This is a genomic window from Nocardiopsis sp. MT53, assembly GCF_019598965.1.
GTDB lineage: Bacteria > Actinomycetota > Actinomycetes > Streptosporangiales > Streptosporangiaceae > Nocardiopsis > Nocardiopsis changdeensis.
This window is the reverse complement of record NZ_CP080599.1, coordinates 1,124,834-1,148,188: the sequence shown is the minus strand read 5'-3', so window position 1 is coordinate 1,148,188 and position 23,355 is coordinate 1,124,834. Positions and strand designations below refer to the sequence as shown.

The following is a 23,355-nucleotide window of genomic DNA, read 5'->3' as shown; positions in this document are numbered from 1 at the left end:
ACACACCATGGCCATCTTCCTCACCAAGGACAGCAAGGTCCTCGTCCAGGGCATGACCGGGTCGGAGGGCACCAAGCACACCCGCCGGATGCTCGCCTCGGGCACCAACATCGTGGGCGGGGTCAACCCGCGCAAGGCCGGGCAGTCGGTGGACTTCGACGGCACCGAGGTGCCGGTGTTCGGCACCGTCGCCGACGCGATGGAGAAGACGGGTGCGGACGTCACCGTGATCTTCGTGCCGCCCAAGTTCACCAAGGACGCCGTGATCGAGGCGATCGACGCCGGGATCGGCCTGGCGGTGGTGATCACCGAGGGCGTGCCGGTGCACGACACCGCCGAGTTCTGGTCCTACGCCCAGAGCAAGGGCAACAAGACCCGCATCATCGGCCCCAACTGCCCGGGTCTGATCACCCCGGGCCAGTCGAACGCGGGCATCATCCCGGCGACCATCACCAAGCCGGGCCGGATCGGGCTGGTGTCCAAGTCCGGGACGCTGACCTACCAGATGATGTACGAGCTGGCCGACATCGGTTTCTCCTCAGCGGTGGGTATCGGCGGGGACCCGATCATCGGGACCACGCACATCGACGCGCTGGCGGCGTTCGAGGCCGACCCGGACACCGACGTGATCGTGATGATCGGTGAGATCGGCGGGGACGCCGAGGAGCGGGCGGCGGCGTTCATCCGGGAGAACGTGTCCAAGCCGGTGGTCGGGTACGTGGCGGGGTTCACCGCGCCCGAGGGCAAGACCATGGGGCACGCGGGCGCGATCGTGTCGGGTTCCTCGGGGACCGCGGCCGCGAAGAAGGAGGCGCTGGAGGCCGCCGGCGTCAAGGTCGGCAAAACCCCCAGCGAAACCGCCAAGCTGGTGCGCGAGCTGTTCTAGCCGCTCAGGTCGTCACGGCCCCGCACCGCGCCTCCGGGCGCGGGCGGGGCCGTCGCCGTTCCCGGACCCGGCCACGCCGGGGCCGCCGTTCCGGGCCCGGCCCGCCGTTTCGCCGAGCCGCCCCCGGCCCCCGGCTCAGCCGCGGGTGATCTCGCCCGGGCCGCCCCCGCGGCGCCGGCGGCGGGCCAGGGAGGTGATGAGGCCGGGCACCACCAGCAGGCAGAAGAAGCCCAGGAAGACGGAGATGGCCGTGACGTTGCCGGAGATGAACGTCGGCAGGCCCCACACGAAGAGCAGGAACCCGCCCCAGCCCATGATGGACGACAGGTTGTCGTCGTCCTTCTTTTTCTTCTTCGCCACGGACCGGCCGGTCTCGGCCAGGTCCACCGGCCCCTCGCCGTCCGCAGCGGGGACGACCGCCGCGGAGGCGGACAGGAAGCCCGGGTGCAGGTTCGGGGGCAGGTCCTCGAACAGCGGGACCAGGTCCTTGCCGGTGACGGCGCGCAGGGCCGCGGCCGAGCGCTCCTCGTGCTCGTCGACGGTCAGCCGGCCCTCCTGGAACGCGGTGCGCAGGGACTCCAGCGCCTCGTCGCGTTCGCCGTCGGAGAGGCGGTAGGGGGCGGGATCCGGGCCTGTCATCTTCGTCCGTTCGAGCGGGGGAACCGGCTTCTCCATCGTATGACGGACGTACCGGCCAGGGGGTTCCGGAACGGTCCCGCGGGGACGGGGAAGCACGACACGCGCGGCGGGGATGGCGCGGAGCAATCCGGTCCCTGGCAGCATAAGTCGGGTGAGCACGCCAGGATCACCCCCCGACCCAGCCCGCCGCACGGGAACCGCGGAAGCGCCGCGCCCGGTCTACTCGACCGGGGGCGTGGCGGCCGCGACCGCCGCGGGCATCGGCCTGGCGGTCATCGTCACCCTGACCATGGTCGGGTGGGTGGCCGCGCCCCACGACACGTTCGGCGAGGAGATCGTCGACCTGCTCCAGGGGGCCGTGCTGGCCTGGCTGGTGGGCCACCACGTGTCGTTCTCGGTGCCGGAGGGGGACATCAGCCTCCTCCCGATCGGCCTGGTGCTGCTGCCGGGGCTGCTGCTGTACCGGTCGGGGCGGTGGGTGGCGCGCAACTGCGAGATCGCCCGGCTGCGGCACGTACACCGGGCGGCGATCGCGATCGCCGGGCCGTACGCGGCGATCGCGGGGACGCTGGCGCTGCTGGCCCGCACCGACACGGTGGAGCCGAGCATGCCGCGGGCGCTGCTCATGGGGTTCGTCATCGCGTTCCTGGCCGGGGGGCTGGGGGTGCTGCGCCAGCTGATGCGCGACAAGGGCGTGGTGGCCAGGGACCTGCTGGGGCTGATGCCCGCCCGGTCGCGGTCGCTGCTGGTGGGGATGCTCGCCTCCACCGGGACGCTGCTGGCGGGCGGGTTCCTGCTGTTCCTGGTGGCGCTGGCGGTGAGCCTGCCCGAGGCGGTCGAGACCACGCGGCTGCTGGCCCCGGGGTGGGTGGGCGGCCTGCTGCTGCTGCTCATCCAGCTCGCCTACCTGCCCAACGCGGTGGTGTTCGCGGTCTGCTACGCCCTGGGCCCGGGGTTCGCGGTGGGGGAGATGACGGTGGTGGCCCCGACGGGGGTGTCGGTGGGGCCGCTGCCGCTGCTGCCCATGCTGGCGGCGCTGCCGGAGAACGGGGCGGCGCCGGTGTTGTCCCTGGCGGCGCTGGCGGTGCCGTTCGTCGCGGGGGCGGTGGGCGGGGTGCTGACCCAGCGCAGCGCGCCGGACGTGGTGAGCGAGGCCGCGCCGCTGTGGGGGTTCGTGTGCGGGGTGACCACCGGGCTGCTGTGCGCCGCCCTGGGGGAGCTGGCGGGCGGGTCCCTGGGCGGCCACCGGCTGTCGGACGTGGGCCCGTCCGCCTGGCAGGTGGGGCTCGTGGCCGCGCTGGAGGTGGGGGTGGCCGCGGCCATCGCGGCGTGGGTCGCCAACTGGTGGTACACCCGCCGCTCCCCGGCGGCCGCGACCACTGCGACCGCTGCGACCGCCGCGACGGCCGGGGCCCCGGCCGGGGACGCCCCGGAGCCGGAGGCCGAGCGCGCCGGGCGGGTGGAGCTGCCCGCCGACGTCCCTGTGGGCGAGGGGCTGGCCACGGTCACCCCCCTGCGCCCGCGGGAGGACAAGGGCGGCGGGGTCGCCGTCGAGGAGGCGCCCGAGGCCCCGGCGGAGGACGCCGCGACGGCCGGGCCCACCGCGGAGGAGGAGCGCGAGCGCAAGGAACGGGAGCGGGCCGAGCGCGCCGAGGCCAGGGCCGCCGCCCGGGCGGCCAGGGCCGCGGACAGGGAGCGCAAGCGCGAGGAGCGCCGCGCCCGCCGGGCCGAGCGCCCCCGCCTGTGGCGCCGCAGGGCCGCCGAGGACGACTCCGAGGACCTGTACGGCATCACCTACGAGGCCGGCCCCGACGAGGCCGACGGCCCCCGCCCCTGACGGAGGAGCGGGACCGCGCGGCCGGTTGCGATCCGGTGACAGGTGCTGCGTCCTCGAACACGTTGTGGCTACGCTGAGGGCGCTTCGCCGAACTCGGCGGGGGAGGGTCGCTCTCAGGTGCGGGCTTCGAGCGCCGTGGAAGGGGACTACAGGTGCGGCCTCTGGAGCCTTCCGACCCCAGGCGCATCGGCGGCTACCGACTGGTCGCTCGGCTGGGCGAAGGCGGGATGGGCCAGGTCTACCTCGCCCGTACCGCGTCCGGCCGCCAGGTCGCCGTCAAGGTCATCCGGCCCGGCCTGGTCCAGGACCGGGACTTCCGCACCCGCTTCGCGCGTGAGGTCGACGCCGCGCGCCGGGTAGGCGGGTTCCACACCGCCCAGGTTGTGGACGCCGACCTCGAGTCCGAACCCCCGTGGATCGCCACCGCCTACATCCCCGGCCCCACGCTGCACCAGAGGGTCCGCGACCAGGGACCCGTTACGCCGCCCGACCTGCACACGCTGATCGTCGGGCTGGCCGAGGGGCTCAGGGCGGTGCACGACTGCGGACTGGTCCACCGCGACCTCAAGCCCGGGAACGTGGTCCTCAGCGGCGACGGGCCCCGCATCATCGACTTCGGCATCGCCCGGCCGTTGGACGCCGAGAGCCTGACCACCCGCGAGGCCGTGTTCGGAACCCTGCCCTACATGTCGCCCGAACAGACCGAGAACTCCCACGTCGGTCCGGCCTCGGACGTGTTCTCCCTCGGCAGCGTCCTCGCCTACGCCGCCACCGGGATCAACCCCTTCAACGCGGATTCCATGGCCGCGACGATCCGCCGCCTCATCGGCCCTCCCCCCGACCCGGGCGACATCGATCCGAGCACCCGCGCCCTGATCGCCGACTGCTGGAACCACGACCCGGACCGGCGGCCTACCCCCGAGGCGATCCTCGCCCGCTTCGGCGCCCTCGCTCCCCGCGCCACAGATTCCCCGTCCGGCACCGCCCGAGCGGTCGACGACCCCGAGGCGCCCACACGTCCCCCGGCCCCGACCCTGGTCGCGGCCACCGAGGCCACCGCGGTCATGCCGGACGACCTCTCCCCGCGCGCGGCGCCCCCCGCGGGGCCGCGGTGGAGGAGAGCGTTGACCGTCGCCGCCGCCCTGGTTGCGGTCACCGTCGCCGTGACCGCCGGTGTCGTCGTCCTCCGGGGCGAACGCGGCTCCGAAGAACCGGAAACCGTCTCCGAAGCCCCCGAACCCGTCACCACCCTCGTCGGGCACGAGGACGAGGTGAACTCGCTGGTGTTCAGCCCGGACGGCACCACGCTCGTCACGAGCGATACCAAGTTCTCCGTGCGGCTGTGGGACACCGGTACCTGGGAGGAGACCGCCCTCCTGGTCGACGAGGACTTTTCGATGGGCATGGGCACCCCGGGGGTGGCGTTCGACTCCGCCGGTGACACGCTCGCCACCGGCCAGAGTTCGGTCCGGCTGTGGGACACCGGTACCTGGGAGGAGACCGCCGGCTTCCTCGACGACGAGTGGGTCACCTCGGTGGCGCTCAGCCGGGACGGCACGGCACTCGCCGTTTCCGACGCCGTCGGCCATGTCTGGCTGTGGGACACCGGCACCGGGGAGGAGACGGCTCTGATAGACGGACCCACCGACTACATGACCTCGGTGGCGTTCAGTCCCGACGGCGACCTGCTCGCCACCGCCACCGCGGAGCACACGGCCGGGGTGTTCGAGGACAGCGACGGGGGTGCCGTGCGGTTGTGGGACACCGGCACCGGCGGCGAGGTCGCCGTCCTCGCCGCGAACGAGGCTTCGTTCCAATCGGTGGTGTTCAGCCCGGACGGTGCCACGCTCGCCGCGTGCAGCGGCTCCATCCACCTGTGGGACACGGGCTCCTGGGAGGAGACCGCTGCGCTATCGGGGCAGGAGTGCGCGATGACCGTGGCGTTCAGCGCGGACGGCGCCATGCTCGCCGCCGGGGACCACGAGGGCACCGTGCGGTTCTGGGACACCGGCACGTGGGAGGAGGCCGCCGCGCCCCCGCTGCGGCCGCAGGGCGAACCGTCGAGGATGACGACGGTGGCGTTCAGCCCCGACGGCGCGACGTTCGCCACCGGCCACGCGGACGGCACCGTGCACCTGTGGGAGATCGGATGACACACGGGGCCGCCCCCGGCAGCCCTTCCTCGGGCCGCCGGGGGCGGTTCGTCTCTCCCTCGCCGAGGGTCAGTCCTTGGCGACCGGGGGCTTGCGCTTGTCCGGCTCGAAGATGGCGTTGACCAGCTCCGTGCACCAGGCCAGCAGCTCCAGGTCGCGCAGCGGCTTGCCACCCATGCCGCCCGCCTTGGGGACCGGCACCAGCAGGGTGCGGGTGGCCTCCTTGAGCAGCGACTTGGGGTACATCCGCCGCAGCCGCAGCTCCTGCGACTCCCGCAGCTCCACCGGGGTGAACCGGATCTGGTTGCCTTGGAGCACCACGTCCTGGAGCCCCGCCGCGCGGGCCAGGACCCGGAACCGGGCCACCGCCATGAGGTTGTCCACCGGCCGGGGCGGGGCGCCGTACCGGTCGGTGAGCTCCTCGTAGGCGGCGAGCACGTCGTCCTCGCAGGTGATGCCCGCGATCCGCTTGTACGCCTGGAGCCGCAGCCGCTCGCCCGGCACGTAGTCGTGCGGGATGTGCGCGTTGACCGGCAGCTCGACGCGGGTCTCGGTCTCCTCGGCGGCGCTCTGGTCGCCCTTGAGCTCGGCGACGGCCTCGCCGACCATGCGCACGTACAGGTCGAAGCCGACCCCGGCGATGGTGCCCGACTGCTCCGCGCCCAGGATGTTGCCCGCGCCGCGGATCTCCAGGTCCTTCATCGCCACGTACATGCCCGCACCGGTCTCGGTGTGCTGGGCGACGGTGGCCAGCCGCTCGTAGGCGGTCTCGGTGAGCGGCTTCTCCGGCGGGTACAGGAAGTACGCGTACGCCCGCTCGCGGCCGCGGCCGACCCGGCCGCGCAGCTGGTGCAGCTGGGACAGGCCGTAGGTGTCGGCGCGGTCCACGATCAGCGTGTTGGCGTTGGGGACGTCCAGGCCGGACTCGACGATGGTCGTGGAGACCAGCACGTCGAAGTTCTTCTCCCAGAAGTCCACCATGACCTTCTCGAGCTGCTGCTCGTTCATCTGGCCGTGGGCGTAGGCGACCCGCGCCTCGGGCACCAGCCGCTTGATCTCGGCGGCGACCCTGTCGATGGACGCGACCCGGTTGTGCACGAAGAACACCTGGCCCTCGCGCATCAGCTCCCGGCGGATCGCCGCGGTGATCTGCTTGTCCTCGTACGGTCCGACGAAGGTCAGCACCGGGTGGCGCTCCTCCGGCGGGGTGAGGATGGTGGTCATCTCCCGGATGCCGGTCAGGCCCATCTCCAGGGTGCGCGGGATCGGCGTCGCCGACATGGCGAGCACGTCCACCTGGGTGCGCAGCCGCTTGAGGGCCTCCTTGTGCTCGACGCCGAACCGCTGCTCCTCGTCGATGATGACCAGGCCCAGGTCCTTGAACCTGGTCTCGGAGGACAGCAGCCGGTGGGTGCCGATGACCACGTCGACCTCGCCGGAGCGCAGGCCCTCCCGGGTCAGCTCCACCTCGGCGTCGGTCTGGAACCGCGACATCGGCTTGACGGTGACGGGGAAGGACGCGTACCGCTCGGTGAACGTGGACAGGTGCTGCTGCACCAGCAGGGTGGTGGGCACCAGCAGTGCCACCTGCTTGCCGTCCTGCACCGCCTTGAACGCGGCCCGCACCGCCACCTCGGTCTTGCCGTAGCCGACGTCGCCGCAGATCAGCCGGTCCATGGGGACGGATCGCCCCATGTCCTTCTTGACCTCCTCGATGGCGGCGAGCTGGTCGGGCGTCTCCACGTAGGGGAACGCGTCCTCCAGCTCCCGCTGCCAGGGCGTGTCGGGGCCGAACGCGTGCCCGGGCGAGGCCTGGCGGGCCGAGTACAGCCGGATGAGGTCGCCCGCGATCTCCCGGACCACCTTGCGGGCGCGGCTCTTGGCCTTGCTCCACTCGGCGCCGCCCATCTTGGACAGCGCGGGCGCGTCGCCGCCGACGTACCGGGTGACCTCGCCGAGCTGGTCGGTGGGGACGAACAACCGGTCGCCGGGCTGGCCGCGCTTGGACGGCGCGTACTCGATGAGCAGGTACTCGCGGGTGGCGCCCTGGATCTGGCGGCTGACCATCTCCAGGTACCGGCCCACGCCGTGCTGCTCGTGGACGACGTAGTCGCCGGGCTTGAGCTGGAGCGGGTCGACGGTGCCCTTGCGGCGGCTGGGCATGCGCCGCATGTCGCGGGTGGAGGACTTCTGCCCGGCCAGGTCGGTCTCGGTGAGCACGACGGTGCGCACCGTGCGCAGCAGGAACCCGTGGTCGACCAGCCCGGTCGTCACGGTGGCCACGGCCGGGGCGGGCGGCCCGGCGAGGTCCTGGACCAGGTCGGCGCCGAGCCCGGCGTCGCGCAGCATCGCCACGAGCCGCTCGGCGGGGCCGTGCCCCTGGGTGACCAGCACGACGCTCCAGTTGTCGTGCAGCCAGCCCTTGATGTCGGCCAGGGCGCGCTCGGTGTCGCCGCGGTAGGAGTCGGCGGGCACCGCGCCCACCACCACGGCGTCGTCCTCCTCGCGGGTGCCGGCCTCGCCGGAGCTGAACGGGGTCAGCCCCCACCAGGGCGTTCCCAGCCGGGAGGCCAGGGAGCGCAGGTCGGCGATGGACATGTACGCGGAGGCGCCCAGGTCGATGGGCGACTCGCCGCCGGAGGCGGCGTTGATCCAGGACGCCTCGAGGAACTCGGCGCTGGTGGCCTCCAGTTCGATGGCGCGGGTGCGGATGCGCTCGGGGTCGCAGCCCACCACCATGGCGCCCTCGGGGAGCAGCTCCAGGAGCGGTTCCATGCGCTCGGCGAGCACGGGGGCGAAGGCCTCCATGCCCTCGACGGCGACGCCGTCGGCGAGCTTGGTGAGGACCTCGGCCAGCGCCGGGTGCTCGGCGGCCAGGGCGCGGGCGCGCTCCCGGACGGTGTCGGTGAGCAGCAGCTCCCGGCAGGGCGGGGCGAACAGCCCGGAGGCGGCGTCGCCGTGGTCGCCGCCCTCGCCGGCCGCGATGGACCGCTGGTCGGCGACCTGGAAGTAGCGGATGTCCTCGACGCTGTCGCCCCAGAACTCCAGGCGCAGCGGGTGCTCCTCGGTGGGCGGGAACACGTCGAGGATGCCGCCGCGCACGGCCATGTCGCCGCGCTTCTCCACCAGGTCGACCCGGGAGTACCCGGTGTCGGCCAGGGAGCGCACGACGTCCTCCAGGGACACCTCGTCGCCCTGGCGGACCCGGACGGGTTCGAGGTCGCCCAGTCCGGCGACCAGGGGCTGGAGCACACTGCGCACGGGCGCGACGACGACCCGCAGCGGTGTGGTCAGCGGGTCGGAGGGGTCGGGGTGGGCGAGTCTGCGCAGCACGGCCAGGCGCCGGCCGACGGTGTCCGAGCGCGGGGACAGCCGCTCGTGCGGCAGTGTCTCCCACGCGGGGAACAGCGCGACGGAGTTCTCGGGCAGCAGCGAACCCAGCGCGTCGGCCAGGTCGGCGGCCTCCCGCTCGGTGGCGGTGACGGCCAGGACGGGGCGGCCGGCGCCCAGGGGCGCGTCGGCCGCCAGCGCGCCGACCATGAAGGGGCGCAGTGCCGCGGGTGCGACGAGGTCGAGGTGGGGATCGCGGCCGCCGCGGGCGGTCTCGATCGCGCTGTGCAGTGCCGGGTCCCGTGAGACGTCGGCGAGAAGTCCAGTGAGGCTCATAGCACCAAAGAAAGAAGAAGAGTTCCGGTTCAGGCGGAAGGTCGCGGCCTGCACGGTGAGGGGCGGCGGCACGGCTGCGGGCGCCGCCCGGGTCTGTTCAGACTATCGAGTCCGCGGCCCGCACGCGGGCCGGGTCCGGACGGGAGCCGTCGCGGTGTCCCGGTCGGGGACGGGCCGCACGGCGGGCGGTGCCTTCATGGGAACCTTTCGTGACCTGCGCGTATTCCGCCCCTCGTGGGGCCTGGGGGCCGCCGGTGCGGTGCGGCGCGGCGGCGCGCGCCCCGTCCGGCATACGCTAGTGGCGATTTCGGTGAACCCCGGTCGGACCGTCGGAGAGGAAGTCGCGTGGTGAGTGTCGACAGGCACGGGAGCACGTCGGAGGGGGCCTCCGGGCGGCCGGACGCCCCGGTCCTCGCCCCCGGCCCGGACGCGCTCGCGCATCTGGAACTGATACTGAGCGGGGCGTACCCGCTGCCGGGATTCATGACACGTGAGCAGGCGGAGTCGGTGGAGCGCGCGGGCAGGCTGCCCGATGGGCGCGCGTGGCCGGTTCCGGTCATCCTTCCCGTCCCGGCGGATTTCACCGTCGAGGGCGGCACGGTGGTCCTCACCGACCCGGAGGGCGCCCCGCTGGCGGAGCTGGCGGTCGCCGAGCGCTGGAAGGACGGGGCGGGGGAGTACCGCCTGGCGGGGGAGGTGTCGCTGCTGCGGCCGCCCACGTACGGGGTGCTGCGCGAGCTGCGGGCCACCCCGGCGGAGGTGCGCGCCCGCCGCGACCTGGAGGGCCGGGTGGAGCGGCCGCTGCTGGCGGTGGTCACCGACCGGCCGCTGCACCACCGGGCCCTGCACCAGATCCGCGCCCAGGCGGAGGCCCTGGCCCAGGCCCCGGGGGTGGAGGCGGACCGCGCCGAGGTGCTGGTCCTGGTCGACACCGGTCTGGAGGACGAGGGCATGACGGCCGCGGTGCTGGCCGCCCGGCCGCTGCTGCCGCCGCACACCTCGTTCGCGGTGTGCACGCTGCCGCGCGCGGAGGCCCGGGCGAGCGGGCCGTTCGGCGGCCCGTGGGGGGACCGGGACGCGCTGCTGGCGGCGCACGTGGCCGCCGCGTACGGCGCTACCCACCTGGTGGTCGAGGCGGGGCGGGACGGTCCGGACGTGGACCGCGTCATGGCCCGACGCCCGCCGGTGACGCTGCTGGACCCCGAGCCGTGGCTCTACGACGCCGACGAGGGCCTGTGGGAGCCGCTGACCCGGGTGGACCCGGCCCGGGCCCGCCGGGAGCCGTCCGACGCCGAGGTGGAGGCGGAGCTGGCGCACGGCCGCGAGCTGCCGGTGTGGTTCACCCCGGCGCGGGTGGCCGCGGAGCTGGCGCGGCTGCGCCCGGCGCGCACCCGGCGCGGGCTGACGGTGTTCTTCACGGGGCTGTCGGGGTCGGGCAAGTCGACCATCGCACGGGGCGTGTGCGACGGCATCCGCCGGGCGGGCCGCACGGTGACGCTGCTCGACGGCGACGTGGTGCGGCGCATGCTCTCGCACGGGCTGACCTTCTCGACACAGGACCGGGAGCTGAACATCCGCCGGATCGGCTACGTGGCGGCGGAGATCGGCCGCCACGGCGGGGTGGCGGTGTGCGCGCCGATCGCCCCCTACGCCCGGGGCCGCGCCGAGGTGCGGGCCATGGCGCAGGAGGCGGGCGGCGACTTCTTCCTGGTGCACGTGGCGACGCCGCTGGAGGTGTGCGAGGCCCGCGACCGCAAGGGCCTGTACGCCAAGGCGCGGGCGGGGGAGATCCCCGCGTTCACCGGGATCTCCGACCCCTACGAGGAGCCCGTGGACGCGGACCTGGTGGTGGACACCGTGGACGCGGACCCGGCCGACTCGGTGGCGGCGGTGCTGGCCGCGCTGCGCGCGGGCGGCTGGCTGCCCGAGCAGGACCACTGACCCCTTCGCCCGCGGCCGGCCCCCGCGCCCGGGGCCGGCCCCCCTTCGACGATGGACGAGGACCCGATATGACCGAGCCCCAGCCCGCCGGGCACCGCCTGCTGCGCCTGGTGGAGGTGATGCGGACCCTGCGCGCCGAGTGCCCGTGGGACCGGGACCAGACCCACGGGTCGCTGGCCAAGTACCTCATCCAGGAGGCGTACGAGACCCTGGAGACGATCGAGGAGGGCGACTTCGCGCTGCTGCGCGAGGAGCTGGGCGACGTGCTGCTCCAGGTGGTGTTCCACGCGGCGATCGCGGCCGAGCGGCCCGAGGGCGACCCGGCGCGGTTCACGGTGGACGACGTCGCCGACGCGATCATCGACAAGATGACCCGCCGCCACCCGCACGTGTTCGGCGGGGCGGAGGTGTCGGGCACCGACGAGGTGTGGTCGAACTGGGAGGCCATCAAGGCCGCCGAGCGGGCCGCCAAGGCCGAGGCCGCGGGCGGTGCGGACGTCTCCATCCTGGACGGGGTGCCCTTCGCCCAGCCCGCGGTGATGCTGGCGGCCGAGGTGCAGGGGCGCGCGGTGCGCAACGGGTTCCCCGCGGACCTGGTGGGCGACGACGGCGGCGAGGGCGGCGGGCTGTTCGCCGCGGTGGCCGACGAACGCGGCCGCGGCCGCGACGCCGAGACCGACCTGCGCTCGGCGGCCCGCCGCTTCGACGCGCGGGTGCGGGCGGCCGAGGCGGCCGCCCGCGCGGACGGCCGCGACCCGCGGGAGCTGTCCGGGGAGGAGTGGCGCGCCTACTGGGCCGCCACCGCCTGACCGGTCCGCCCCGCCCGTCCCCGGGCGCTCAGCCTCGGGCCGCTCCGGCCCCGCCCCCCGACCCCTGTGGGCCCATCAGTCCCGGCCCGATCGTCCCGCGCCCCGGGCCCGTGCGGCCCATCCGCCCCAAGCGTCCTGAGCCGTGTGGGCCCGTCCGTCCCGGCAGCTCCGGTCCGGGGCCCATCCACCCCGAGCCCCCGATCCGTGAGGCCCCTGCGGTCTGCCCGGGTCAGGGCCGGGCCGGGTCCGGGGCGGGGGCGTCCAGGTCCAGGGCCTCGGCGGCGTTGGACAGCCGCCTGTCGAACCGGCCCAGCAGGGAGAGCAGCGGCCCCCCGGCCCGCAGCACCGTGTCGCGCAGCAGGATCCCCCGCCGGGTGCGCGGGGCGAGGATGCCCAGGCCCGCGTCGGCGATGGCCTGGTTGGCGTCCACGTAGGGCCGCATCCGCGCCTCGTAGGCGGCCAGGGCGCCGGCCGCGCCGCCGTGCCGGGCCAGCTCCGCGGCGAGCACGTACGCCCCGACCAGGGCCAGGCTGGTGCCCTGCCCGGACATGGGGGAGGGGCAGTACCCGGCGTCGCCCAGCAGGGCCACCCGGCCGGCCGACCAGGTGTCCATGTGGATCCGGGTCACCGAGTCGAAGTAGAAGTCCCCGGTTTCCTCCATGGCGTCCAGGATCCGGTCGTTCTCCCAGCCCAGGCCCGCGAACTCCGCCCGCAGGTACGCCTTCTGCTCGGCGGGCGGCCGGCGGTCGATGCCGGAGGACTCGGGGGAGCGGAGGAGGAAGATGGCCTTGGCGCCCTCGGCGCGGGGCGTGTGGTACATCCCGGCGGCCTTGCCGGGGACGTTGAAGAGCCGCGCCTCCCGGTCCAGGCCCAGGTGGTCGGGGATCGTGAAGATGCTGATGTAGGCGCCCAGGAACCGGGCGTACCGCTCCTCGGGGCCGAACGCGAGCCGCCGGGTGGCGGAGTGCAGCCCGTCGGCGCCCACGACCAGGTCGAAGGTGCGCGGTGCGGCGTTGAGGAAGGTCGCCCGCACCCGGTCGCCGTCCTGCTCCAGGGCGGTGAGGGTGTCGTCGTACAGGTACTCGGTGTGCGCGGTGGTGGGCGCGTGCAGGATGCGCACCAGGTCGCCTCGGAGGATCTCCAGGGACCGGCCGTCGTCCACCGCGTCGGCCGAGGAGAACCGGGCGGACCGGCGGCCCCGCGCGTCCACGAACGCCGCCCCGTCCATCTCGGTGACGTTGCGGCGGATCTCGGCGAGCGCGCCCATGCGCTCCGCCACGTCGACGGCGACGCCGCGCAGGTCGATGGCGTAGCCGCCGGACCGGAGGCCCGGGGCGCGTTCGACCACGGTCGCGCGGATGCCGTGGTGGTGCAGCCAGTGGGCGAGGGCGGGTCCGGCGACGCCGGCTCCGGAGATCAGGACGTCGTTCACGGCGGGCATGGGGGTCCTCCTCGGGGTCCCTCGGCGGGAGTGCCGTCCCCGTTCACGGTAGAGAGCTACTTACCGGTCGTCAAGTAACTTACCGGTCGGAAGGTCAGGGTTAGACTCGTGGGGACGGTCGGCGGCAGGAACAGGAGTGAGGTCTGTGCCCAGAACGCACGGTGACACCAGGGCGGAGATCCAGGGGGTCGCCCTCGACCTCTTCGGCAGGCAGGGCTACGAGAAGACGAGCCTGCGCGAGATCGCCGAACGCCTGGACATCACCAAGGCCGCGCTCTACTACCACTTCCGGTCCAAGGAGGACCTGCTCCGGGCCCTCGTCGAGCCCCTGCGGCGGGACATGGAGGGGTTCCTGGAGGGTGTGGACGGGCTCGCCCGCGACGCCCCCGAGGAGGTCCTCGGCGTCTACTTCGACATCTGTGTGCGCCACGGCACCCTGCTGACCGCGCTGCTCAACGACCTGGCCTCCCTCAGCCGGATCGGGCTGGTCGAGGACGTCATGGGCTGGCGGCGCCGCCTGGACGCCGCGCTCGTGGGGGAGGACGCCGGGATGCCCGCCAGGATGGGCGCCGTCATCGCCCTGGGCGGCCTCCAGGACCTCGCCGTGTACCTGGACCCCGAGGAGGCGGCCCGGTGCCGCGACCGGGCCGTGGCCATCGCGGCGGCCGCGCTGATGGAGGGTACGGGACCGCGAACGGACGGCATGGACTAGACCAATTTCACAGGGTGCGCGCGCTCACACCCGGGGCGGGTCGCTAGTCTCGTGTGCGGGTCCTGGAACAGTGGTCCACAGAAACACCGAAGAGACGGAGAGACCGTGGCGTCCATCGAGGCAGTTCAGGCGCGAGAGATCCTTGACTCCCGCGGCAACCCCACCGTCGAGGTCGAGGTCGGGCTCGACAACGGCATCATCGGGCGCGCCGGCGTGCCCAGCGGTGCCTCCACCGGCAAGTTCGAGGCGGTCGAGCTGCGCGACGGCGGCGACCGCTACGGCGGCAAGGGCGTGAGCAAGGCCGTCGCGGCCGTCAACGACGAGATCGCCAACGAGCTGCACGGGTTCGAGCCCGACGACCAGCGGCTGATCGACCGCGCGCTCATCGAGCTCGACGGCACCCCCGACAAGTCCCGGCTGGGCGCCAACGCCATCCTCGGCGCCTCCCTGGCCACGGCGCATGCCGCCGCCCTGGAGGCGGAGCTGCCGCTGTTCCGCTACCTCGGCGGCCCCAACGCGCACGTGCTGCCCGTGCCGATGATGAACATCCTCAACGGCGGCGCCCACGCCGACAGCAACGTCGACATCCAGGAGTTCATGGTCGCCCCCATCGGCGCGTCCACCTTCTCCGAGGCGGTCCGCTGGGGTGCCGAGGTCTACCAGGCCCTGAAGTCCGTGCTCAAGGGCCACGGCCTGGGCACCGGCGTCGGCGACGAGGGCGGCTTCGCCCCCAACCTGGACAGCAACCGCGCCGCCCTGGACCTCATCGTCGAGGCCATCGAGAAGGCCGGGTACACCCCGGGCACCGACATCGCGCTGGCCCTGGACGTGGCCGCCTCGGAGCTGTTCTCCGACGGCGTCTACACCTTCGAGGGCAAGCCGCGCACCTCCGCGGAGATGTCCGCCTACTACGCCGAGCTGGTCGAGGCCTACCCCCTGGTCTCCATCGAGGACCCGCTCGACGAGGAGGACTGGGAGGGCTGGAAGGCCCTCACCGACTCCCTCGGCGACAAGGTCCAGCTGGTCGGCGACGACCTCTTCGTCACCAACCCCGAGCGGCTGTCCCGCGGCATCGAGAGCGGCACCGCCAACTCGCTGCTGGTCAAGGTCAACCAGATCGGCACCCTCACCGAGGCGCTGGACGCGGTCGCCCTCGCCCAGCGCAGCGGCTACACGGCGATGATCAGCCACCGCTCCGGCGAGACCGAGGACACCACCATCGCCGACATCGCGGTGGCCACCAACGCCGGGCAGATCAAGACCGGCGCCCCGGCGCGCAGCGAGCGGGTCGCCAAGTACAACCAGCTGCTGCGCATCGAGGAACTGCTGGAGGACGCCGCCGTCTACGCGGGCGTGTCGGCCTTCCCGCGCTTCGCCCGGCGCGGCTAGTCTGCCCCAGTGTCCCGCGAATCGCAGCAGCCGCCCGCAAAGGCCCGTAAGGCGACCAAAGCCGACAGGCCGCGCGGCCGTGCCGCCCGGCGGGACACGAGGGCACCGGACCGGAAGAAGCAGAAGAAGCAGCAGGGGAGGGCGTCGCGACCGGCGCCCTCCCCGGCCCGGACCGTGCGGCCCATGCTCACCAGCCGGGCCGCGATCCTGGCCCTGGTCGTGTGCGTGATCGCGCTCAGCCTGGCCTACCCGCTGCGCGAGTACGTGGCCCAGCGCGCCCAGATCGCCCAGCTCCAGGAGGAGCGGGCGCGCATGGAGGCGAGCGTGCGCGAGCTGCGCACCCGCGAGGAGGCCCTGAGCACCGACGAGTACGTCGAGCGCGAGGCCCGGCTGCGCCTGCACTACCAGTACCCGGGCGAGACCGCCTACATCGTGGTGCGCCCCGAGGACGAGGACGAGCCCGGCGCCGAGGCGGGTCCCGGCGAGCCGTGGTTCACCGCGCTGTGGCGCTCGGTGCGCGAGGCCGACGACCCCGCCGCGGGCGGCGCGCCCTGACCGGCGGCCCTCCGGCCCGGCCCCTGGCGGGGCGCGGACGCCCCGGGGGCCCTATCCTGGACCGGTCATGACTTCCGCAGATCAGCCCGCATCCGGGCGTACCGGGGACCCCGTCGACGCGCGTGACGTCGCCGCCATCGAACTCCAGCTGGGCCGCGCCCCGCGCGGCGTGCGCGGGGTCGCGCACCGCTGCCCGTGCGGCCTGCCGGACGTGGTGCGCACCGCGCCGCGGCTGGAGGACGGGACCCCCTTCCCGACCTTGTACTACCTGACGTGCCCGCGCGCCGCGTCCGCGATCGGCCGGCTGGAGAACTCCGGCCGGATGCGCGAGATGCAGGACCGCCTGGCAGAGGACCCGGACCTGCGCGCGGCCTACACCGAGGCGCACGAGTCCTACATCGCCGAGCGCGCCGAGCAGGCGCGCCGCGACGGCGTGGAGCCGCTGCCGGAGGGGATGCAGAGCACCGGCGGCATGCCCACCCGGGTCAAGTGCCTGCACGCGCTGGTCGCCCACGAGCTGGCCGAGCCGGGGGTCAACCCGTTCGGGGCCCAGGCTCTGGAGGAGCTCCCGCACTGGTGGGACCGGGGCCCCTGTGTGTGCGTCGACGAGAACGCCCCCGAGGGCGCGGAAGGGAACGGGTCATGAGCGGTGTCGCGGCGATCGACTGCGGGACGAACTCGGTCAGGCTGCTGATCGCGGACGTCGTCCACATCGACGGCGACGAGGTCCAGGTCGTTGACGTCGACCGGCGCATGGAGATCGTGCGGCTGGGCGAGGGCGTCGACGAGACGGGGGAGTTCGCCCCCCAGGCCCTGGAGCGCACCTTCGAGGCGCTGCGCGGCTACGCCGAGGCCATCGCCGCGCACGGCATCGAGCTGGGCCCGGAGGCGGTCCGGATGGTCGCCACCAGCGCCACCCGGGACGCGCGCAACCGCCAGGTGTTCATCGACGGCGTGCGCGAGATCCTGGGCGTGGAGCCGGAGGTGGTCACCGGCCTGGACGAGGCGGAGCTGTCCTTCGTGGGCGCCACCGCCGAGTTCGCCGCGGAGGCCGCGGAGGACGGCCACCCCGACCTCAAGCCGCCGTTCCTGGTGGTGGACATCGGCGGCGGCTCCACCGAGTTCGTCCTGGGCGGCGGGGCCGGGGACGAGGACGAGCTGGTGCGGGCCGCGCTGTCGGTCAACATCGGCTGCGTGCGGATGACCGAGCGGCACCTGCGCAGCGACCCGCCCACCGCGGAGGAGATCGCGGCGGCGACCGCCGACATCGACGCCGCGCTGGACGAGGTCGAGCGGGTCGTCCCGCTGCGCGAGGCGGGCACGGTGGTGTGCGTCGCGGGCACCGCGACGACGGTCGCCGGGATCGCGCTGGACCTGCCCGAGTACGACTCCGAGCGGATCCACCACACGCGCGTGTCCGCGGAGGAGCTGGACCGGATCACCGGGAGCCTGCTGGCGTCCACGTCGGTGCAGCGGTCGGAGATCGGCGTCATGCACCCGGGCCGGGTCGACGTGATCGGCGCGGGCGCGCTGGTGCTGTCCCGGGTCCTGGCCCGCACGGGGGCGGACGCGTTCACGGCCAGCGAGCACGACATCCTGGACGGCGTGGCCTGGAGCCTGGTCGTCTAGGCCGTGCTCCTCTGAACCTCCGCCCCCTCCGGCCGTGCTGGGCGCCTTCGGCGCCCCGCGCGCGCCGGCGGGGCGGGAGGACGGGTCCGCCGGTGTCCGGCGGACCCGAGTGCGCGGGGCCGGAACCTCGTGTTCTAGGGTTCACCAGGGTCTTTCGGGGTCCGGGCAAGGGACCTCCGGGTGAGACGTGTCACCCCGCAGGACCCTTGTGAACGCTTTCACAACCGCTCTGAGCTGCGGAAACGCAATCCGGGTCGGGTGGAAAGTGGTGGGAAGGTGGTCAGGTGTGAACCTTCTCTGTGGGTAGGTGCTTGTGAAAGAATGCACAAGCAGCGACAAAAAGGTCGGGCTCCCGTAACAGCCACGACTCGCAACACGAGTGGGAGCCTCCACCCCCGGGGCAACGGGGGAGGCCGAAGAAACCGTTAGGGCGGATATGCGATGACCGAGAGCAGGAACTACCGGCTGGTGCACGGCGGAGGGGACGAGGCGGAGATCCCGCACATCCTCATCGTCGGTGGCGGTTACCTCGGGATGTACACCGCGAAGCGGCTGGAGAAGAAGCTCGGTGCCGGTGAAGCGCGGATCACCGTCATCGACCCCAACTCGTACATGACGTACCAGCCGTTCCTGCCCGAGGCCGCGGCCGGGAGCATCGCCCCCCGCAACGTGGTCGTTCCGCTGCGCAAGGTCTTCAAGCGGGTCCGCGTCCTGGGCGGCCGGGTCGTGCGCATCGACAACGCCGACCGCACCGTCCGCTACGAGCCCAACGTAGGCGAGCCCGAGACCATCTCCTACGACTACCTGGTGATGGCCGCCGGCGCCGTCTCGCGCACCCTGCCCATCCCCGGCCTGGCCGAGTGGGGCATCGGCATCAAGACGGTCGAAGAGGCCGCCTACCTGCGCAACCACGTGCTCGACCAGCTGGCCATCGCCGACTCCACCGACGACGAGGACGTCCGCCGCAAGGCGCTGACCTTCGTCTTCGTCGGCGGCGGGTTCGCCGGCGCCGAGGCCATCGCCGAGCTGGAGGACATGGTCCGCGACGCGGTCCGCATCCACCCCTCGATCGAGCAGTCGGACGTGCGGTTCTACCTCATCGAGGCCGCCGACAAGATCCTGCCCGAGGTCGGCCCCGAGGTCGGGACCAAGGCCCTCAACCAGCTGCGCCGCCGCGGCATCGACGTCCGGCTCAAGACGTTCCTGGAGTCGGCCGTCGACCAGCGCATCAAGCTCAGCGACGGCGCCGAGTTCGACGCAGGCACCCTGGTGTGGACCGCGGGCGTCAAGCCCAGCCCGGTGGTCTCGGCCAGCGACCTGCCGCTGGGCCCCAAGGGCCACGTCGACACCAGCGAGTACCTCATCGTCAACGGCGCCGAGAACGTGTTCGCCGGCGGTGACAACGCCCAGGTGCCCGACGGCAACGGCGGCTACTACCCGCCCAACGCCCAGAACGCGGTGCGCCAGGCCCCGGTGCTGGCCGACAACGTCATCGCCACCCTGCGCGGCGAGAAGCCCAAGGCCTACCGCCACAAGAACCTCGGCGCGGTGGCCGGGCTGGGCATGCACAAGGGCGCCGCCCAGCTGTTCGGGAGGATCGGGCTCAACGGCCGCCTGGCCTGGTACGCGCACCGCGCCTACCACCTGTTCGCGGTCCCGACCTTCAACCGCAAGTTCCGGGTGCTGTCGGACTGGACCCTCGGGTTCTTCCTGCGCCGCGACTTCGCCGCGCTGCCCGACATGATCGAGCCCCGCCAGGCCTTCGAGGAGGCCAGCAACCCGCAGGTGATCGAGGGCGGCCACCTGCGCCGGGTGAGCTAGCGCGGACGAGGACCGGACCGAGGCCGTTCCCCCCGGGGGGCGGCCTCTTCGCGTGTCCCGTTCCGGCCAGTCCGCGGCAAATCGCGCGATCGGCCCGGCCGGTATGATGGGCTCGCCCTCGTAGCCCAATGGTAGAGGCAGGCCCCCTAAAAGGGTCACAAGTGTCGGTTCGAGTCCGACCGGGGGTACTCGCGGGCCCGGCGCCTCACGGCGCGGGCCGTTCCTGCTCCATCAGCAGTTGCAGCTGCGTGAACAGCCGCTCCCCGGGGTCGGACAGGTCGATCCCGCTGACCTCCGCCGCCCGGCGCACCCGGTACCGCAGGGTGTTCGGGTGGATGTGCAGCCGCTCCGCCGCCGCCCTGGCGTCCCCGAACGCCTCCAGGTAGGCCGACAGCGAGCGCACCAGCTCCGCGCCGCCGCCCCGGTCGTACTCCACCAGCCGCGACACCCGCGGGTCCCGCAGCGAGGGCTCCTCGCGCAGCAGCGCCAGCGTCTCCCGGACGAGCACCCGCGAGCGCACGTCCTCGATGGACGCGACCTCCCGGTCGGCGTCGCCGCGCATCGCCTCCAGCACCCGGTCGGCCTCCGCCCGCGAACCGGGGGCGTCGGCCAGCCGCCGCACCGGCGAGCCCACCGCCGCCCGCACCCGCAGGCCCAGGGCCGACCGCGCCGCCTCCACGATCCGGCCGCACAGCGTCACCACCGTGCGCTCCACCCCGTCGCCGTCCCGGGTCAGGTCGGGCAGCAGCGCGTAGACCCGCCCGTTCAGCTCGGTCACCAGGGCGCTGCGCCGGTAGGCGGCGGTGTGCACCGACACCAGGTCGAGGAACCGGCGGCGGCGCAGCTCCCGCTCGGGGCGGTCGGCCCGCTCCTGGCCCTCCTCGCCCACCGGGGCGAACGCCGCCACCAGAGCGGCCCGGCGGCTGTGCACCTCCACCGTGTCCGCCAGGGCCGCCGCGTCGATCCGCCCCTCCAGGAGGCTGGACAGCAGGTCCTCGCGCAGCCGCAGCCCGGCGCTGGCCCGGGTGCGCTGGCGGATCATCTGCAGCGCGGCGGTGCGGGCGGCGCCCAGCAGCGCCTCCTCGGCGTGCTCGGACAGGGGGCGAGAGCCCTCCTGCACCCAGATCGCGCCCAGCGGCCGGTCGCCGGCGTGGATGCCCACCGCCAGCCGCCGTCGGATGCCCAGATCCGGGTGCTCGTCGATGCGCACCACCTCCTCGCCCGCGCGCAGCCGGGCGAACACCCCCCACTCGCGCAGCAGCGCCAGGTACGACTCCGGGCCGCGCCGCCCCAGCACCGACAGCCGCCGCAGCTCGTCCACCTCGGCGCCGCTGGAGTAGGCCAGCACCCGGCTCGCCGAGTCCTCGATGCTCACCAGTCCGCCGGTCAGCCGGGCGATGGTCTGGGCCATCGAGAACAGGTCGCCGTCGGCCTCGCCGGTGTCGCCGTCCTCCAGCAGCCGGGCGTCGTCGACAATGCTCTGGCACACGGCCTGGAACCGGTCCCAGCGCACCTCCGGCCGCACCGCCAGCAGCGCGATGCCCGCCTCCTGGGCCTCCGCGCGCAGCGGGGCCAGGTCGTCGCCGCCCACCCGGGGGCGGCGGACCGGGCTCCCCTCGGGCGGGGCCCCGGTCTTGACCGCGACCGCGCTCGCCCCCTGTTCGGCGATCCGCCGCACCAGCCGCCGGGCCGAGCCGCCGCGGGCCCCGATGAGCAGGACCAGGTCGCCGCCGCGCACCTCGGTCCGGTCCTCGGGGTCCAGGATGAGGACGTTGTCCACTTGGACATCCAGCCCCTCCGGGGCCGCGGCCACGTCCAGGACCGGGTCGCCCAGGGCGAGCAGCAGGCGGCGCAACGGGACGCCCGGGCGCGGATCCGTCGCCTCTCGGTCGTGACCAGCGGGAACGTCAGAAGTCACGGGAGCCTCCGATGGCATGCGGCGAACGGTGGGAAGAACGCCGCGAAACGGGACGGTGGTGGACCTTCGGGTTTCATTTTGTCCTAGAGGACAAACAGGTCGGGCAAAGAGTGGCCCGCTCCACAAGGTTCGCACGGTCCTGTTCTGGGAGCGTTGGATGAGACAGCCCCTGCTCTGTTCAGGGATAAGACTTCCAGGGAGGTGCCCCATGGACGCCGTGACCAACGTCCCGCTGCCGGTGAACGAGCCCGTTCTCTCGTACGCGCCCGGCAGCGCCGAGCGCACGGAGCTCGTCGCCGAGCTCGAGAGGCTCGGCAAGGAGCGCATCGACCTGCCGATGCGCATCGGCGGCGAGAGCCGCATGGGCGGCGGCGAGCCGATCGATGTCGTGCAGCCGCACAACCACGCCGCCGTGCTGGGCACCATGCGCAACGCCACCCACCAGGACGCCCGCGACGCCATCGCCGCCGCCAAGGCCGCCGCCCCGGCCTGGCGCGCGATGTCCTTCGACGACCGCGCCGCCATCCTGCTGCGCGCCGCCGAGCTGCTCTCCGGCCCCTGGCGCGCCACCATCAACGCCGCCACCATGCTCGGCCAGTCCAAGACGGCCCAGCAGGCGGAGATCGACGCGGCCTGCGAGCTCATCGACTTCTGGCGCTTCAACGTCGCCTACGCCCGCGAGCTGATCGCCCAGCAGCCGCTGAGCGTCAAGGGCGTGTGGAACCGCATGGAGCAGCGGCCGCTGGAGGGGTTCGTCTACGCGATCACCCCGTTCAACTTCACCGCCATCGCGGGCAACCTGCCCACCGCCCCCGCCCTGATGGGCAACGTGGTCGTGTGGAAGCCCTCCCCGACGCAGCAGTTCGCCGCCGAGCTGACCATGCGCCTGCTGGAGGAGGCCGGGATGCCCCCGGGCGTCATCAACATGGTCACCGGTGACGGCCTGGCCGTCTCCGACGTCGCCCTCAACGACCCGGAGCTGGCCGGTGTGCACTTCACCGGCTCCACCCGCACCTTCCAGCACCTGTGGAAGACCGTCGGCGAGAACATCTCCTCCTACCGCTCCTACCCGCGCATCGTGGGCGAGACCGGCGGCAAGGACTTCATCGTCGCCCACCACACCGCGGACCCGGAGATCCTGCGCACCGCCATCGTGCGCGGCGCCTTCGAGTACCAGGGCCAGAAGTGCTCGGCCGCCTCGCGCGTGTTCGTGGCCCGCTCGGTCTGGGAGAAGATGGGCGACGCCCTCATCGCCGAGACCGAGGCCCTGACCATGGGCGACGTCACCGACCTGTCGAACTTCATGGGCGCCGTCATCGACCGCCGCTCCTTCGACAAGCTGGCCAAGGTCCTGGAGGACGCCGAGTCCGACCCGACCCTGGAGATCGTCGCGGGCGGCACCGCCGACGACTCGGTGGGCTACTTCGTGCGCCCGACCATCATCGTGGGCACGGACCCGTCCAACGACGTGTTCCGCACCGAGTACTTCGGCCCGGTCGTCGCCGTCCACGTCTACGAGGACGACCGCTACAGCGAGATCCTCAAGGTCGTCGACGAGGGCTCGGCCTACGCGCTGACCGGCGCGGTCATCGCCAACGACCGCACCGCGGTCGCCGAGGCCGAGGAGGCCCTGCGCTTCACCGCGGGCAACTTCTACATCAACGACCGGCCGACCGGCTCCATCGTGGGCCAGCAGCCCTTCGGCGGCGGCCGCGCCTCGGGCACCAACGACAAGGCCGGGTCCGCGCAGAACCTGTCGCGCTGGTCCAGCCCGCGCTCCATCAAGGAGACGTTCGTCGCCCCGACGACCTCCTCCTACCCCCACCAGGGGTAGCACCCGGGTTCCGCACCCCTCCCGTCCTGAGGGGTGCGGACTCCCCGCCCCCCGAAGCACCGCCGGCGCGGCCGGGCCGACCCCCGGCCGCGCCCCACCCGCGCGCGACACGACCGTCCGCGCTC

General features: G+C 73.5%; 16 protein-coding genes and 1 tRNA gene. 13 read left to right on the top strand and 4 right to left on the bottom strand.

Annotated features, from left to right (window positions below):
- Positions 1 to 7 precede the first annotated feature (7 nt).
- Entirely contained in the window at positions 8 to 886 is an 879-nt protein-coding gene (sucD, locus tag K1J57_RS04835) for a succinate--CoA ligase subunit alpha (RefSeq protein WP_220563278.1), read from the top strand.
- Between the two features lie 135 nt (positions 887 to 1,021).
- Here sucD and K1J57_RS04830 read toward each other — a convergent pair whose 3' ends face one another.
- A complete protein-coding gene (locus K1J57_RS04830; protein ID WP_220563277.1) occupies positions 1,022 to 1,525 on the bottom strand; it encodes a DUF1707 domain-containing protein in 504 nt (167 codons plus the stop codon).
- A 235-nt stretch (positions 1,526 to 1,760) separates the two neighbouring features.
- Between K1J57_RS04830 and K1J57_RS04825 the strand changes: the two genes are divergently transcribed.
- Together K1J57_RS04825 and K1J57_RS04820 are read left to right on the top strand one after the other, a co-directional pair.
- Entirely contained in the window at positions 1,761 to 3,362 is a 1,602-nt protein-coding gene (locus K1J57_RS04825) for a DUF6350 family protein (protein WP_255646847.1), read from the top strand.
- A gap of 152 nt (positions 3,363 to 3,514) precedes the next feature.
- Positions 3,515 to 5,515, top strand: coding sequence for a WD40 repeat domain-containing serine/threonine protein kinase (locus K1J57_RS04820; protein WP_220563275.1), 2,001 nt, complete (start codon positions 3,515 to 3,517; stop codon positions 5,513 to 5,515).
- A gap of 69 nt (positions 5,516 to 5,584) precedes the next feature.
- Here K1J57_RS04820 and mfd read toward each other — a convergent pair whose 3' ends face one another.
- A complete protein-coding gene (mfd, locus tag K1J57_RS04815; protein WP_220563274.1) occupies positions 5,585 to 9,181 on the bottom strand; it encodes a transcription-repair coupling factor in 3,597 nt (1,198 codons plus the stop codon).
- 345 nt (positions 9,182 to 9,526) lie between these two features.
- Between mfd and cysC the strand changes: the two genes are divergently transcribed.
- Both cysC and K1J57_RS04805 read left to right on the top strand, forming a co-directional pair.
- The gene (gene cysC, locus K1J57_RS04810) at positions 9,527 to 11,122 is read left to right on the top strand and encodes an adenylyl-sulfate kinase (RefSeq protein ID WP_220563273.1); all 1,596 of its coding nucleotides are present in this window, start codon (positions 9,527 to 9,529) and stop codon (positions 11,120 to 11,122) included.
- Positions 11,123 to 11,190: 68 nt separating this feature from the next.
- Entirely contained in the window at positions 11,191 to 11,931 is a 741-nt protein-coding gene (locus K1J57_RS04805) for a MazG family protein (protein ID WP_220563272.1), read from the top strand.
- 229 nt (positions 11,932 to 12,160) lie between these two features.
- On the opposite strand, the gene K1J57_RS04800 is transcribed toward K1J57_RS04805, so the two are convergent.
- Positions 12,161 to 13,372 carry an FAD-dependent monooxygenase gene (locus K1J57_RS04800; RefSeq protein WP_220563271.1) on the bottom strand — a complete coding sequence of 404 codons (1,212 nt, stop codon included), beginning with the start codon at positions 13,370 to 13,372 and terminating at the stop codon, positions 12,161 to 12,163.
- A gap of 145 nt (positions 13,373 to 13,517) precedes the next feature.
- On the opposite strand from K1J57_RS04800, the gene K1J57_RS04795 reads away from it, so the two are divergent.
- The 7 genes from K1J57_RS04795 to K1J57_RS04765 all read left to right on the top strand — a co-directional run bounded on the left by K1J57_RS04795 (position 13,518) and on the right by K1J57_RS04765 (position 19,666).
- Positions 13,518 to 14,084 (top strand): TetR/AcrR family transcriptional regulator, encoded by a 567-nt coding sequence (locus tag K1J57_RS04795; protein WP_220563270.1) that lies wholly within the window; start codon positions 13,518 to 13,520, stop codon positions 14,082 to 14,084.
- A 105-nt stretch (positions 14,085 to 14,189) separates the two neighbouring features.
- The gene (eno, locus tag K1J57_RS04790) at positions 14,190 to 15,473 is read left to right on the top strand and encodes a phosphopyruvate hydratase (protein ID WP_220563269.1); all 1,284 of its coding nucleotides are present in this window, start codon (positions 14,190 to 14,192) and stop codon (positions 15,471 to 15,473) included.
- 183 nt (positions 15,474 to 15,656) lie between these two features.
- Complete coding sequence (locus tag K1J57_RS04785) at positions 15,657 to 16,028, top strand: septum formation initiator family protein (protein WP_220563268.1); 372 nt, start codon at positions 15,657 to 15,659, stop codon at positions 16,026 to 16,028.
- Positions 16,029 to 16,095: 67 nt separating this feature from the next.
- On the top strand, positions 16,096 to 16,674 hold the full coding sequence (locus K1J57_RS04780) for a DUF501 domain-containing protein (protein ID WP_220563267.1): 579 nt from the start codon (positions 16,096 to 16,098) through the stop codon (positions 16,672 to 16,674).
- Entirely contained in the window at positions 16,671 to 17,657 is a 987-nt protein-coding gene (locus K1J57_RS04775) for a Ppx/GppA phosphatase family protein (RefSeq protein ID WP_220563266.1), read from the top strand. The genes K1J57_RS04780 and K1J57_RS04775 overlap by 4 nt, the downstream gene beginning before the upstream one ends.
- 441 nt (positions 17,658 to 18,098) lie before the next feature.
- Positions 18,099 to 19,478: an NAD(P)/FAD-dependent oxidoreductase gene (locus K1J57_RS04770; protein ID WP_220563265.1), complete on the top strand. Its 1,380-nt coding sequence runs from the start codon at positions 18,099 to 18,101 to the stop codon at positions 19,476 to 19,478.
- 114 nt (positions 19,479 to 19,592) lie between these two features.
- Positions 19,593 to 19,666, top strand: a tRNA-Leu gene (locus tag K1J57_RS04765).
- Between the two features lie 17 nt (positions 19,667 to 19,683).
- On the opposite strand, the gene K1J57_RS04760 is transcribed toward K1J57_RS04765, so the two are convergent.
- Positions 19,684 to 21,414 (bottom strand): helix-turn-helix domain-containing protein, encoded by a 1,731-nt coding sequence (locus tag K1J57_RS04760; RefSeq protein ID WP_220563264.1) that lies wholly within the window; start codon positions 21,412 to 21,414, stop codon positions 19,684 to 19,686.
- Positions 21,415 to 21,604: 190 nt separating this feature from the next.
- Here K1J57_RS04760 and pruA point away from each other — a divergent pair, with 190 nt between their 5' ends.
- Positions 21,605 to 23,230 carry an L-glutamate gamma-semialdehyde dehydrogenase gene (gene pruA, locus K1J57_RS04755; protein ID WP_220563263.1) on the top strand — a complete coding sequence of 542 codons (1,626 nt, stop codon included), beginning with the start codon at positions 21,605 to 21,607 and terminating at the stop codon, positions 23,228 to 23,230.
- Positions 23,231 to 23,355 lie beyond the last annotated feature (125 nt).